Origin of the sequence: Pseudomonas sp. GL-RE-29 (assembly GCF_019947275.1) — a bacterium.
Taxonomy (GTDB): Bacteria; Pseudomonadota; Gammaproteobacteria; order Pseudomonadales; family Pseudomonadaceae; genus Aquipseudomonas; species Aquipseudomonas fluorescens_A.
The window spans coordinates 1-13,563 of the sequence record NZ_JAGYGD010000044.1 but is presented as its reverse complement, the minus strand read 5'-3'; the positions used below and the strand labels follow the sequence as shown (position 1 = coordinate 13,563).

Here is a 13,563-nt window from a genome sequence, read left to right as displayed (position 1 = left end):
GTCGAATCCGAAGAGCTTGAGAGCTTACACCATGGAGGGGTTTGGGTCTTGCGGTGAGGTCACCCCATTAAAAAGATCGCAGCCTGCGGCAGCTCCTACACGGACCTCTGTAGGAGCTGCCGAAGGCTGCGATCTTGTGATTTTAAAAAACCTGTTGACCAAGGAGAACGATCGTTCTACTGTTAGCCCCATGAACGAAATCACTAGCAACGACACACGCGACATCATTCTGGATGTCACCGAAAAGTTGATCTACAAAAGTGGCATCGCCGCCACCGGCATGGATCTTCTGGTGAAAACCGCCGGCGTCTCCAGAAAAAGTATCTACCGCTACTTCGCCAACAAGGAGGAGCTCACCGTCGCGGCCCTGCAACGCCGGGATCAACGCTGGATGCACTGGTACAGAACCGAAGTCGGACAAGCCGAAACCCCGGCCGACCGCTTGCTCAACCTGTTTACCGTGCTTAAATCCTGGTTCGTCTCCGAAGGTTTTCGCGGGTGCGCGTTCATCAACACCAGCGGTGAAACCGGCGATCCGCTCGACCCGGTTCGACTGGTCGCCAAGGACCACAAACAGAAGCTGCTCGACTACGTGTGCGAGCTGTGTACCGAACATGGCGCTGAAGATCCGGAGACGCTGGCCAAACAGCTGCTGATCCTGATCGACGGGGCCATCACCGTCGCACTTGTCATGGGTGACTACAGTGCCGCCGATAATGCGCAATGCATGGCGCGGAAGTTATTGGACCTGTAACTGCTTGAACAAGACCGACAACTTGCTTGAACTTTAATTTGATAGGGAGACGTGAAATGTCTAACGCTGAAGTTCGTCCGCCATTGCCGCCATTTACCCGTGAATCGGCCATTGAAAAAGTACGCCTGGCCGAAGACGGCTGGAACTCCCGGGATGCGGAGCGTGTATCGCTGGCCTATACCCTGGACACCAAATGGCGCAACCGTGCCGAATTTGCCTACAACCGCGAAGAAGCCAAGGGCTTTCTGACGCGCAAATGGGCCAAGGAACTGGACTATCGCCTGATCAAGGAACTCTGGGCGTTCACCGACAACCGCATCGCCGTGCGTTATGCCTATGAATGGCACGATGATTCGGGCAACTGGTTCCGTTCCTACGGCAATGAAAACTGGGAGTTCAACGAAGACGGCCTGATGGCCCACCGCTTCGCGTGCATCAACGATATGCCGATCAAAGAAAGCGAACGCAAATTCCACTGGCCGCTGGGTCGTCGCCCGGATGATCATCCGAGCCTGTCGGATCTGGGTTTGTAAACACTGATCCCCTGTAGGAGCCGGCTTGCTGGCGATGGCGTAATCACATTCAACATCTATGTTGATTGATAGATTGCAATCGCCAGCAAGCCGGCTCCTACAGGGTTTGGCGTGTTCAGGCGACTGCGGCAGCTCGACCGAGCTGAGCCTCAGCCTCCAACTCGCGCACCAACGGCAACACTCGCTTGCCGAAATACTCCACTTCTTCCTGGAAGTGCAGGAACCCCGCCAGCACCAAATCCACACCCACCGCTTTCAACGCGACGATGCGCTCGGCGATTTGCTGCGGCGTGCCGATCAGGTTGGTCTTGAAGCCGTCGTTGTACTGCACCAGATCCTCGAACGTCGATTTGGCCCAATTGCCTTCGCCTTCCGGTGATGCCCTGCCCGCCTGTTTCGCCGCATCGCCAAACGCATTCACCGCTTCCGGGTCCGCCTGATCGATAATTTGCGCGAGCACAGCGCGTGCCTCCTCTTCGGTATCGCGGGCGATGACAAAGGCGTTCACGCCGACCTTCACGCAATGATTGTTCGCCGCGGCCTTGGCGCGAATGTCGTCGACCTGAGCCTTGATGCCTTCCGGGGTGTTGCCGTTGGTGAAGTACCAGTCCGACACCCGCGCGGCCATGTCTCGCGCCGCACGGGAACTGCCGCCCTGGAAGATTTCCGGGCGGCCCAATGGCTTGGGTTTGAGGCTGTAGTTGTCGAAGCGGTAGAAGTCGCCGCGAAAGGTGAAATTATCTTCGGTCCAGATGCCTTTGAGTGAGCGAATGAATTCCTCGGAACGGCGATAGCGTTCGTCGTGCTCCAGCCAGTGTTCGCCAATGGCGTGGAATTCACCCTTGAACCAACCGCTGACGATGTTGACCGCGACCCGGCCGTTGGTCAGTTTATCGATGGTCGCCAGTTGCTTGGCCGCGAGTGCCGGTTGCCATGGACCTGGCAGGATCGCGGCGATGACTTTCAGTTTGGTCGTTGCGGCAAGCAATGCATGACTGAAGGCGACCGACTCATGCTGATACTCGGCACCGTAACCGGCAGTGAAGCGAATCTGCGTCAGCGCATATTCAAACCCCGCGTCTTCGGCCAGTTGCGCCAGTTTGCGGTTGTAGTCGATGCCCCAGTGGGTCCGTTGCTCGATCTTGCTGACCACCAGCCCTCCGCTGACGTTCGGCACCCAGTAGGCGAATTTGACGGCTTGCTGACTCATTGGCATGTCCTCGGGACTTTAGGGAGTCCTTGGGACAGAGCAGCAAGTGTGCCAGCCCTGAATCCCGAGGCGAGTGAGTACTGTGGCGAGGGAGCTTGCTCCCGCTGGGCTGCGCAGCGGCCCCAATTCTTTGTGAGCGCTGCGCACTCAAGCGGGAGCAAGCTCCCTCGCCACAGAAGCGATTCACATGGACAATTTGTTTATGCGCTGTTGACCCGGCAACAGTTGAAGATGGCGTGGGATCAATGCCGACCTGTAAATCCACGCTCCAGCCACTCGGCATGGACCATGCAGTTGCCTTGGCAGACGCAACATCTTTTCTGCCCAGCCAAGGAGCCGTTCCCATGACCGAACACCAGGTAATCAACCCGCTGTCCATCGGCACTGACTACGAAACACTGGCGAGTAAATTCCGGCCGATCTTCCAGCGCATAGCTGACGGCGCCATCGAAAGAGAAAAGTCGCGCACGCTGCCCCATGAACCGATTCAATGGCTCAAGGAAATGTGATCACCAAAGTATCGCCCCATGGTGAGCAATGGCGGCTTAACGGCGAGAAGTTCTACAGCACCGGCAGCCTGTTTTCCGACTGGATTGATGTCTATGCACAGCGCAGCGACACAGGTGGCGACGTGATTGCCGCCGTGCGCACGCGCCAACCCGGAATCGTGCAGACTGACGACTGGGACGGCTTCGGCCAGCGCACCACGGGCAGCGGCACGTCGCGTTTTATCGATGCTGAAGTAGACGCGGAAAACATCATCGACTTCGCCACCCGATTCAAATACCAGACCGCGTTTTATCAATTAGTCTTGCTGACCACGCTGTCGGGGATCGGCCGAGCGGCGTTGCGCGATGTGTCTCGGCATGTGCGCGAACGCCAGCGCATCTACAGCCATGGCAATGCCCAGCGTGTCAGCGAAGATGCGCAAATCCAGCAAGTGGTCGGCGATATTGCCGCGTGGGTGTACGCCGCTGAAGCCAGTACCTTGCGCGCAGCACAACCGGCGCAACAGGCTTACCTGGCGCGTTTCTCGGGCGATGAAGAAAGGGAACACGCGGCAAACGTCGCGGCGGAAATCGAATCCGCGAAAGCGCAGGTAGTGGTTACGGAGCTGATCCAGCGCGCGACTTCGCAGTTGTTCAATGCGCTGGGGGCTTCGGACATCCGCCAGGGCAAGGCGCTGGATCGGCACTGGCGCAATGCGCGGACCGTGTCTTCGCACAATCCGGTGATCTACAAGGCACGGATTGTCGGGGATTGGGCGATCAACGGCACCGAGCCGCCGTTTGTGTGGCAGATTGGAAATGGGTCACAGAGCAAGTGATGTGTCGCTTGGCCTGACGCCATCGCGAGCAGGCTCACTCCCACAGGGGAATGCATTTCAAATGTGGGAGCAGCTAGCCTCCTAGCGATGAGGCCAGGCGGCTCGCCGCAAGGGTTGGATATAGGTAAGATACCGGCCCTTCCCCGCAGCCCTTTTCTGCGCCCCGCCGATTAAGCCGATTCCATGCCTTTCGAACTCAGTGTTGACCTCACCACCCTGGCCATTTTGGCCATTGTCGCTTTCATTGCCGGTTTCATCGACGCCATTGCCGGCGGCGGTGGGCTGTTGACCACGCCGGCGTTGTTGACCGCCGGCCTGCCACCGCACCTGGTACTGGGCACCAACAAACTCAGCTCGACCTTTGGCTCGGCGACCGCCAGTTTCACCTTCTACCGCCGCAAGCTGTTCCATCCCAAGCAGTGGATGCACGCCATCGTCGGCACTCTGGTCGGCGCGCTGACCGGCGCCGTGGTCGCGCACTACCTGCCAGCGGAATGGCTGAACAAAATGCTGCCGGTGATCGTGTTTGCCTGCGGCCTCTACCTGTTGTTTGGCGGCACGCCGAAAGCGCCGCTGGACAGCGACGCACCGATCAAGAAGAAGTGGCAATCGACCCAAGGCTTCACCCTTGGTTTCTATGACGGCGTGGCCGGTCCCGGCACGGGTGCGTTCTGGACCGTCAGCAGCCTGTTGATGTACCCGATCGACCTGGTGAAGGCCAGCGGCGTGGCGCGCAGCATGAACTTCGTCAGCAACATTGCGGCGCTGTCGGTGTTCGTGTTTTCCGGGCAAGTGGACTGGATCATCGGCCTGAGCATGGGCCTGTCGGTGATGGTCGGGGCTTTCTTCGGCGCTCGCACCGCCATCAGCGGCGGCGCGAAATTCATACGTCCGGTGTTCATCACCGTGGTCCTGGGCCTGACCGTGCGGTTAGCCTGGCAACACTGGTTCAGCGTGGCCTAAACGCCGCGCTACGTAGACGTCGATCAGATAACGGGCAATCGAGCGTGACGCCGGCAACGGCGGCAGCTCGTGAACGTTGAACCACTGGGCGTCTTCGATCTCGTCTTCCTGACAGACAATCTCGCCGCCTGCGTACTCGGCGTGAAAGCCGAGCATCATCGAGTGCGGGAACGGCCAGCACTGGCTGCCCAGGTACTGAATGTTCTTTACCTCGATCTGCACTTCTTCGCGAACTTCACGAATCAGGCAATCCTCGGCCGACTCACCCGGCTCGGCAAACCCGGCCAGTGTGCTGTAGACCCCGGTGACGAATCGTGGCGAACGTGCCAGCAGGATTTCATCGCCACGGGTCACCAGCACAATCATGCTCGGCGAAATCCGTGGATAGCTGCGTAAATCGCACGGCTGGCAATACATCGCCCGCTCGCGCGGCACTTGCGTCATGGCCTGCCCGCAGTTACCGCAAAACCGGTGCTCACGGGCCCAAGTGCCAATCTGCGCGGCGTAGCCGAGCACCTTATAGATCGTGTGATCGCCATCGAGCATGAACGCCCGCAAGCCTTTCCAGTTACAGCCCGGCACTTCGCTGTGACTGCGCAACTCCAGCAGGTACACCGGTTCGCCGTCGAGGTGGCCGATGCCGTGCTCGGCCAGGATCGACAAGTCCTGGCGCTTGAGCCATTCACGCGGAAACAGCGCGCCATTGTCATCGAACAGAAAGCCTTCGGGGCTGCGCGCCACGGCCCAGCCGCCAGGTTGTTCGGTGTCCAGTACTGCAGTGGTCCAGCGTGAAGTCATTTTTCAATCAATCCAGAAATTCGGGTTTCTGTTTGCTCATATGGGCGGCCATGGCCACGCGCAGATCGGTGGATTGCAGCATGGCGGCGTTCCAGGTGGCGACATATTCCAGGCCGTCGTCGATGCGATGATCGCGCATGTAGCTGATCATCTCCTTGGTGCCGGTAATGGCAATCGGCGACTTGCTCGCAATCTCCCGGGCAATGCCCATGACGCCGTCGAGCAGGCTGGCGGTGTCGCTGTAGACGCGATTGACCAGACCCATGCCCCGTGCTTCTTCGGCGCCGAAAGTGCGACCAGTGTAAGCCAGTTCACGCAGCATGCCGTCACCGATGATCCGCGGCAAGCGTTGCAATGTACCAACGTCGGCGGCCATGCCGATGTCGATTTCCTTGATCGAGAATTGGGCGTCTTCAGCGGCGTAGCGCATGTCGCAAGCGGCGATCAGGTCGATGGCACCGCCCAGGCAATAACCCTGGATGGCGGCCAGCACCGGTTTGCGGCAATTGTCGACCGCGTTGAAGGAAGCTTGCAGATTGAGGATCTTGCGGCGCAGCAGGCGCGCATTGCGCCCCACGTCCTTGCCCAACTCATTGGCCACGCCCGCCAGCATCATCAGGTCGATGCCGGACGAAAAATGCTTGCCCGCACCGCTGATCACCACCACGCGGACTTCGTCGGTGTCATCGATCCACTGGAAAATCTCGACGATTTCGCTCCAGAACGCAGCGTTCATCGAGTTGATCTTTTCCGGTCGGTTGATCTGCACATGGGCGATTTTATCGACCAGTTCGACGTTGAATGCTGTGTATTGAGACATGCTAGCGATCCTTTAGCGGGGCAAAAAAAGAGGCCCGAACTATAACAAGGCATCGACTGTGGCAGTAAGGCAGTGGTTCGGCCAAAAGCGGGACTGCTTCAGCAACCGTGAGGCCTTCGAGCCTCTTCGCCAGCACGCTCAAATACAGGTTTTTACAAGGCGTCGCGGGATGGTTTGCCGTCCACCAGACGTTGAATACCCAGCGGGTTAGCGTTTCTCAACGCCTCCGGCAGCAGGTAATCCGGGTAATTCTGGAAACACACCGGGCGCAGGAAGCGATCGATGGCCAGGGTGCCCACCGACGTGCCGCGAGCATCCGAGGTCGCCGGATAGGGCCCGCCATGGACCATCGAATCACAGACTTCGACGCCGGTCGGATAGCCATTGAGCAGGATCCGCCCGACTTTCTGTTCGAGCAATGCCGTCAGCTCGCCGAACTGTTCGAAGTCCGCACGTTCGCCGATGATCGTCGCCGTCAACTGCCCGTGCAAGCCGCTCAATGCTGCGCTGAGTTGCGCCTGATCCGCCACTTCAACCACCACCGTAGTCGGGCCGAACACTTCCTCTTGCAGCACCGCATCGCCTTCGATCAGCAGGCTGACATCGGCCTTGAACAGTTGCGGCTGCGCTTGGCGACCTTGTTGCGGTTGACCGGCCAGGTGTTCGATACCCGGATGATCAAGGAGCTTTTGCAAGCCGCTGCCATAGCTGCTCAGCGTCCCGGCGTTGAGCATGGTTTGTGCGGGTTGATCCGCCATCATTTCGCTGACCAGTTGCAGGAACGCGCTGAACTGCGGCGACCGAATGCCGATCACCAGACCGGGATTGGTGCAGAACTGTCCGCAACCCTGCACCACCGAAGCGGTCAGGCCACGGGCGATGGTTTCCGCACGGTCTTGCAGTGCTTGCGGCAATACGATCACCGGGTTGATGCTCGACATCTCGGCGAACACCGGAATCGGTTGAGGACGTGCAGCCGCCATGTCGCACAGCGCCCTGCCCCCTTTGAGCGATCCGGTAAAGCCCACTGCCTGAATCGCCGGATGCTTGACCAGCGCTTCGCCGACCCAGCCACCGTAAATCATGTTGAACACGCCGGCCGGCATCGCGGTTTTTTCTGCGGCACGGATGATCGCGTCGGCGACGTGCTCGGCTGTCGCCATGTGCCCGCCGTGCGCCTTGAACACCACCGGGCAACCGGCGGCCAGGGCCGCAGCCGTATCGCCACCGGCGGTGGAAAATGCCAAGGGGAAGTTACTCGCGCCGAACACGGCCACCGGGCCGAGGCCGATGCGGTACTGACGCATGTCAGGACGCGGAAACGGTTGGCGTTCCGGCAATGCCTGGTCGATCCGCGCGCCGTAGAAATCACCGCGACGCAGCACGTTGGCGAACAGGCGCATCTGGCCGCTGGTGCGCCCGCGCTCACCAATGATCCGTGCGGCAGGCAGCGCCGTTTCGCGGCACACCAGCGTTACAAACTCATCGCCCAGCGCATCGAGTTCATCGGCAATGGCATCGAGAAACTGCGCGCGTCGCTCAGCACTCAGGCTGCGGTAAGCCGGATACGCAGCAGCGGCTGCTTTCGCGGCGGCATCGACCTCTTCCGGCGAGGCCTGGATGAAATCGTGGGGCAATGCCTCGCCGGTTTCAGCGTCGACGCTCTGCAATTTGACGCTACCCAACGCACTGCGCTGGCCGCCGATGTAGTTATGGCCAAGAATCCGGGTCATGAAATGCTCCTCAAAGTGTGCCAACGGTGCCGGGTTCGAATGCGGATTCAACCGGTGCGATGCCATTGATCAACGGCGCGCCGAATTCAGTCTGGCTGATTTCAAACACATCGCCCGGCTGGGTACGGATGCCGTCGGCGAAAGACAGGGTCGCGGTGCCAAAGAAGTGGATGTGCACGTCCCCCGGCCGCAGGAACTGGCTGTACTTGAAATGGTGATATTCAAGGTTTGCCAGGCTGTGGCACATGTTGGCTTCACCGCTGAGGAACTCGTTCTGCCACAGCACTTCGCCGTCACGCAGGATGCGGCTGGTGCCGGCCAGATGCTGTGGTAGTTCGCCAACCCGCAGTTCCGGGCCGTAGCTGCAACTGCGCAATTTCGAGTGAGCCAGATAGAGGTAGTTTTTGCGTTCCATGACGTGATCGGAAAACTCGTTGCCCACGGCAAAACCCAGGCGATACGGTTTGCCGTCGTGGCCGATGACGTACAGGCCACTCAATTCAGGTTCTTCGCCGGCATCTTCGGCAAACGGCGGTAGCGGAAACGGGTGACCGGGACGAACGACGATGCTGCCGTCACCCTTGTAGAACCATTCCGGTTGCACGCCGGCCTGACCCGCTGCGGGTTTACCGCCCTCCACGCCCCATTTGAAGATGCGCATGGTGTCGGTCATTGCGGCTTCATCGCCGGCCTGTTGGTGCATTTTGTCCCGGGCCGAAGCGCTGCCCAAGTGCGTCAGGCCGGTGCCGCTGACCAGCATGTGCGCCGGGTCCGGGTGATCCAGCGGCGGCAGGATGCGCAGTTGTACCAGCAGGTCTGCATAGTCATGGCTGATGCCCAGACCCAGGCTTTTTACCTGCTGCTCAAGATTGACACCCGCCTCGATGGCCGCCAGTGCCAGGTCGCGAACCGTGCGCGCATCTTGCACCTCGCGCACCAAGCCTTCCTCGACCACGCCTACGCGGCGTTCGCCATTACTCAATTCGAATTGAACCAAACGCATGAATTTTCTCCTGTTTATTGAAGCACCGCTGTTCCCTGTGGGAGCGGGCTTGCCCGCGATTGCGATCTTTCCGACACATCGATGGTGGATGTGCCGACGTCATCGCTGGCAAGCCAGCTCCCACAGGGTCGGTGGTAGTTGCCTGTTTTTGTGTCAGGTACGGGTCGCGCCGCGTGCACTGGCCGCAAACTGATCCGCTGGCAACACGTGTTTGCGTTCCAGCAAGCGATAAACCACGCCGGTCAGCACCAGGCCGAACACCATCACGCAAGACAGGAAGTACAGCCCCGACGCCAGATTGCCGGTGTATTCCTTGAGCGCACCGATCACGAACGGGCCGATGTAGCCGCCGAGGTTGCCCACCGAGTTGATCAAGGCAATCCCCGCCGCCGCACTGGCACCGGCAAAGAAGCGACCTGGCAAGGTCCAGAAAATCGCCGTGCAGGAAAACAGCGCGAACGCCACCAGGCACAGCGCCGCCAGTTGCATCACCGGAATCGTCAGCCAGGCGCTGAAGAACAGCCCGATGGCGCCCAGCACGTACAGCACCGCCAGGTGGCCGTAGCGATCATTCAAGCGATCGGAACTGCGCGGAATGATCAGCAAACCGACGATCCCGAAGATGTACGGCACCGATGACACGAACCCGGTCACCAGGTCGCTGCCGCCGAATTGCTTGATCAGCGTCGGCAGCCACAAGCCCAGGCCATAGATGCTCAGGGTCACTGGCAGGTAGAACAGCGCCAGGAGCAGCACGCGTTTGTCCTTGAGGGCGTGCAGCGGATTGCCGTGACGGGTCTGACCGTACTGTTGCAGGTCTTTTTTCAACTCGCCGGCGAGCCAGTCTTTCTCGGACTGGTCCATCCATTTCACCTGTTGCGGGCCGTCAGGCAGGTAACGCAACGTCGGCCAGGTCAGCAGGATCGCCGGGGTGCCGATGACGATAAACAGCCACTGCCAGCCATGCAGGCCCAGCACACCATCCATGCCCAGCAAACCGCCGGACACCGGGCCGGTGATCATCATCGCGATGGGTTGGGACAGGATGAACAGCCCGAGGATCTTGCCGCGATGGCGAACCGGGAACCATTGGGTGATGTAGTACAGAACGCCCGGGAAGAACCCGGCTTCCGCTGCACCGAGCAGAAAGCGCATCAAATAGAAGCTGTTCGGCCCCTGCACGAATGCCATGCCGATGGTGATGGCGCCCCAGGTGACCATGATCCGCGCGAACCAGCGTCGCGCGCCGAAACGGTCAAGCATCAGGTTGCTAGGGATTTCCAGCAGGAAGTAGCCAATGAAGAACAGCCCGGCGCCCAGACCGTAAGCCGCGTCGCCGAGGCCGATGTCGGCGCCCATGTGCAACTTGGCGAAGCCTACGGCGGAGCGATCCACATAGGCGATCAGGTACAGCAGGATCAGGAAGGGAATCAGTTTCAGCGTGATGCGGCGAATAAGCCGCAGTTCCTGGCTCATGAGATCGGTCTCCGATTGTTGTTTTTATAGAACCTCTGGGGACGCCTCTCACGGAAAACCGCCAGGGCCATCCCTCCGCTGAAAACGACTATATAGTAATACTATTTATCCAACAACACTTCCAAAGCGCCGAATTTGCGCTTATGTTACGCCTCAGCAGAAACAATATAGTCATACAATAAGAGAATCGATCATGTCTGATAAGAAACCCACCCTGCGCTCCGCCCAATGGTTTGGCACCGCCGACAAGAACGGCTTCATGTACCGCAGCTGGATGAAGAATCAGGGCATCGCCGACCACCAGTTCCATGGCAAGCCGATCATCGGCATTTGCAATACCTGGTCGGAACTGACCCCGTGCAACGCGCATTTCCGCCAGATTGCGGAGCACGTCAAACGCGGGGTGATCGAGGCTGGTGGCTTCCCGGTGGAATTCCCGGTGTTCTCCAACGGTGAATCCAACCTGCGCCCGACCGCCATGCTGACCCGCAACCTGGCGAGCATGGATGTCGAGGAAGCAATTCGTGGCAACCCGATTGACGGCGTGGTGCTGCTCACCGGTTGCGACAAAACCACTCCGGCGCTGCTGATGGGCGCGGCCAGTTGCGACGTTCCGGCCATCGTTGTCACCGGCGGGCCGATGCTTAACGGCAAGCACAAGGGCAAGGACATCGGTTCTGGCACCGTGGTCTGGCAGCTCAGCGAACAGGTCAAGGCCGGCACCATTACCATCGACGATTTCCTCGCGGCCGAGGGCGGCATGTCTCGCTCGGCCGGCACCTGTAACACCATGGGCACGGCCTCGACCATGGCCTGCATGGCTGAAGCGCTCGGCACTTCCCTGCCCCACAACGCAGCGATTCCAGCAGTGGATGCGCGCCGTTATGTGTTGGCGCACATGTCCGGCATGCGCGCGGTGGAGATGGTCCGCGAAGACCTGAAACTGTCGAAGATCCTGACCAAGGAAGCCTTCGAAAACGCCATCCGCGTCAACGCAGCCATCGGCGGTTCGACCAACGCGGTGATCCACTTGAAAGCCATCGCCGGTCGCATTGGCGTAGAACTGGATCTGGACGACTGGACCCGCATGGGTCGCGGCATGCCGACCATCGTCGACCTGCAACCGTCCGGGCGTTTCCTGATGGAAGAGTTCTACTACGCCGGCGGTTTGCCAGCGGTACTGCGCCGCCTCGGTGAAGCCAACCTGATCCCGAACCCCAACGCATTGACCGTCAATGGCAAATCCATCGGCGAGAACACCAAGGACGCGCCGATCTATGGCGAAGACGAAGTAATCCGCACCCTCGACAACCCGATCCGCGCCGACGGCGGCATTTGCGTATTACGCGGCAACCTGGCGCCGCTGGGTGCGGTGCTCAAGCCGTCAGCGGCTACGTCAGAGCTGATGCAGCATCGCGGGCGCGCGGTGGTGTTCGAGAACTTCGACATGTACAAGGCGCGGATCAACGACCCGGAACTGGACGTCGATGCCAACTCGATTCTGGTGATGAAAAACTGCGGGCCGAAGGGTTATCCGGGCATGGCCGAAGTCGGCAACATGGGGCTGCCGGCCAAATTGCTGGCCCAAGGTGTGACGGACATGGTGCGAATTTCTGATGCGCGCATGAGCGGTACGGCGTACGGCACGGTGGTTTTGCACGTAGCGCCGGAAGCGGCGGCTGGCGGGCCATTGGCGACGGTAAAAGAAGGCGACTGGATCGAACTCGACTGTGCCAGCGGCCGTTTGCATCTGGATATCCCGGATGCCGAACTGGCCGCGCGCATGGCCGACCTGCAACCGCCGCAGCAACTGCTGGTGGGTGGCTATCGTCAGCTGTACATCGACCATGTATTGCAGGCGGATCAGGGCTGCGACTTCGACTTCCTGGTGGGTTGCCGTGGGGCTGAAGTGCCGCGTCACTCTCACTGACCCCCACATAATCCAGTCATAGCGATATCTGTGGCGAGGGAGCTTGCTCCCGCTGGGCTGCGCAGCGGCCCCAATCCAGACACTCGCGGTCTTTCAGCAAGACCACGACTGCTTCGCAGCCGAGCGGGAGCAAGCTCCCTCGCCACAAGTTACACGCTGATTTTGAGGACTGATGCATCCCGCCGCGCCTGTTATCATGCGCGGCATCTCCATCGCACAGGACCGCGCCGTTCCCCATGGATTACCGCAAACCTTCCGACCGCAAAAGCATGCACTCGCGCATCGTCCAGGAACTGGGCATGCAGATCGTCTCCGGACGCTTCCAGCCCGATGACAAACTGCCCGCCGAAGCCCTGCTCTGCGAGGAATATGCCGTCAGTCGACCGGTGTTGCGTGAAGCCACCCGGGTATTGGTCGCCAAGGGCCTGGTGTATTCCCGTCCACGGGTTGGCACCGTGGTCAAACCGCGCAAAGACTGGCACATGCTGGATCCGGACGTGCTGCACTGGCTGATGCAAAGCAGCCCGCAGAACCAATTCTTTGATCTGCTGACCAGCGTACGCAGCATCATCGAACCGGCTGCCGCCGCCCTGGCCGCGCAGTTCGCCACGGACGCCGACATCGCCTCTATCGGCGAAGCCTACCAACGCATGGAAGCCGCACCGACACCGGAAGCCTTGCTGCAACCGGACCTCGATTTCCACAGCCGCATCGCCGATGCGACCCACAACGACTTGCTGGCCAACCTGTGCAATATGCTCTCGGTGGCGATTGCCGAAGCCTTGAAGCATTCGAACCAACGGCCGAATCTGCATGAACTGGCGCTGCCGCGACATAAGGCAATTCTCACCGCGATCGAGAACCGCGATGCCCTCGGCGCGCGGCATGCGACGCTGGTGCAGCTGGATGATGCGCGCAGTGCGTTGAATGTGGTGCTGGGTAGCGATCCCGCATAAACGTTAACCTTGTAGGAGCCGGCTTGCTGGCGATGACGTGTCAGCCACATTGATGTTGAC

General features: G+C 60.0%; 11 protein-coding genes and 1 pseudogene. 6 read left to right on the top strand and 6 right to left on the bottom strand.

Translation table 11 applies throughout. The features are described 5' to 3' along the window. Positions 1-190 precede the first annotated feature (190 nt). Together KGB21_RS26385 and KGB21_RS26380 are read left to right on the top strand one after the other, a co-directional pair. Positions 191-754: a TetR/AcrR family transcriptional regulator gene (locus tag KGB21_RS26385; RefSeq protein ID WP_034146445.1), complete on the top strand. Its 564-nt coding sequence runs from the start codon at positions 191-193 to the stop codon at positions 752-754. Between the two features lie 56 nt (positions 755-810). Next, positions 811-1,287, top strand: coding sequence for a DUF1348 family protein (locus tag KGB21_RS26380; RefSeq protein ID WP_223507175.1), 477 nt, complete (start codon positions 811-813; stop codon positions 1,285-1,287). A 115-nt stretch (positions 1,288-1,402) separates the two neighbouring features. Here the strand turns inward: KGB21_RS26380 and sfnG are convergent, their stop codons facing one another. After that, complete coding sequence (gene sfnG, locus KGB21_RS26375) at positions 1,403-2,497, bottom strand: dimethylsulfone monooxygenase SfnG (protein WP_411741417.1); 1,095 nt, start codon at positions 2,495-2,497, stop codon at positions 1,403-1,405. 344 nt (positions 2,498-2,841) lie between these two features. Here sfnG and KGB21_RS26370 point away from each other — a divergent pair. Then, positions 2,842-3,824 (top strand): annotated as a pseudogene (locus tag KGB21_RS26370) (hypothetical protein). Between the two features lie 183 nt (positions 3,825-4,007). Next, the gene (locus KGB21_RS26365; protein ID WP_034146449.1) at positions 4,008-4,787 is read left to right on the top strand and encodes a TSUP family transporter; all 780 of its coding nucleotides are present in this window, start codon (positions 4,008-4,010) and stop codon (positions 4,785-4,787) included. On the opposite strand, the gene nudC is transcribed toward KGB21_RS26365, so the two are convergent. From nudC to KGB21_RS26340, 5 genes are all read right to left on the bottom strand, one after another. Further along, a complete protein-coding gene (gene nudC / locus KGB21_RS26360; RefSeq protein WP_223507173.1) occupies positions 4,755-5,585 on the bottom strand; it encodes an NAD(+) diphosphatase in 831 nt (276 codons plus the stop codon). The two genes, KGB21_RS26365 and nudC, sit on opposite strands and share 33 nt — an antisense overlap. Positions 5,586-5,592: 7 nt before the next feature. Next, entirely contained in the window at positions 5,593-6,405 is an 813-nt protein-coding gene (locus KGB21_RS26355) for a crotonase/enoyl-CoA hydratase family protein (protein ID WP_223507172.1), read from the bottom strand. Between the two features lie 152 nt (positions 6,406-6,557). Beyond that, positions 6,558-8,138 (bottom strand): aldehyde dehydrogenase (NADP(+)), encoded by a 1,581-nt coding sequence (locus tag KGB21_RS26350; RefSeq protein ID WP_223507171.1) that lies wholly within the window; start codon positions 8,136-8,138, stop codon positions 6,558-6,560. 10 nt (positions 8,139-8,148) lie between these two features. Then, the gene (gene araD1, locus KGB21_RS26345; protein WP_223507170.1) at positions 8,149-9,141 is read right to left on the bottom strand and encodes an AraD1 family protein; all 993 of its coding nucleotides are present in this window, start codon (positions 9,139-9,141) and stop codon (positions 8,149-8,151) included. Between the two features lie 153 nt (positions 9,142-9,294). Further along, on the bottom strand, positions 9,295-10,617 hold the full coding sequence (locus KGB21_RS26340; RefSeq protein WP_223507169.1) for an MFS transporter: 1,323 nt from the start codon (positions 10,615-10,617) through the stop codon (positions 9,295-9,297). Between the two features lie 193 nt (positions 10,618-10,810). Here KGB21_RS26340 and KGB21_RS26335 point away from each other — a divergent pair, with 193 nt between their 5' ends. Both KGB21_RS26335 and KGB21_RS26330 read left to right on the top strand, forming a co-directional pair. Beyond that, positions 10,811-12,547: an IlvD/Edd family dehydratase gene (locus tag KGB21_RS26335; protein WP_223507168.1), complete on the top strand. Its 1,737-nt coding sequence runs from the start codon at positions 10,811-10,813 to the stop codon at positions 12,545-12,547. Between the two features lie 236 nt (positions 12,548-12,783). Continuing rightward, on the top strand, positions 12,784-13,503 hold the full coding sequence (locus KGB21_RS26330) for a FadR/GntR family transcriptional regulator (RefSeq protein WP_034146456.1): 720 nt from the start codon (positions 12,784-12,786) through the stop codon (positions 13,501-13,503). The last annotated feature ends 60 nt before the right edge of the window (positions 13,504-13,563 follow it).

Coding starts and splice junctions, on each gene's coding strand:
- sfnG (WP_411741417.1), bottom strand. CDS start 2,497: ATGAGTCAGCAAGCCGTCAAATTCGCCTACTGGGTGCCGAACGTCAGC.
- nudC (WP_223507173.1), bottom strand. CDS start 5,585: ATGACTTCACGCTGGACCACTGCAGTACTGGACACCGAACAACCTGGC.
- KGB21_RS26330 (WP_034146456.1), top strand. CDS start 12,784: ATGGATTACCGCAAACCTTCCGACCGCAAAAGCATGCACTCGCGCATC.
- araD1 (WP_223507170.1), bottom strand. CDS start 9,141: ATGCGTTTGGTTCAATTCGAATTGAGTAATGGCGAACGCCGCGTAGGC.
- KGB21_RS26380 (WP_223507175.1), top strand. CDS start 811: ATGTCTAACGCTGAAGTTCGTCCGCCATTGCCGCCATTTACCCGTGAA.
- KGB21_RS26350 (WP_223507171.1), bottom strand. CDS start 8,138: ATGACCCGGATTCTTGGCCATAACTACATCGGCGGCCAGCGCAGTGCG.
- KGB21_RS26335 (WP_223507168.1), top strand. CDS start 10,811: ATGTCTGATAAGAAACCCACCCTGCGCTCCGCCCAATGGTTTGGCACC.
- KGB21_RS26340 (WP_223507169.1), bottom strand. CDS start 10,617: ATGAGCCAGGAACTGCGGCTTATTCGCCGCATCACGCTGAAACTGATT.
- KGB21_RS26365 (WP_034146449.1), top strand. CDS start 4,008: ATGCCTTTCGAACTCAGTGTTGACCTCACCACCCTGGCCATTTTGGCC.
- KGB21_RS26355 (WP_223507172.1), bottom strand. CDS start 6,405: ATGTCTCAATACACAGCATTCAACGTCGAACTGGTCGATAAAATCGCC.
- KGB21_RS26385 (WP_034146445.1), top strand. CDS start 191: ATGAACGAAATCACTAGCAACGACACACGCGACATCATTCTGGATGTC.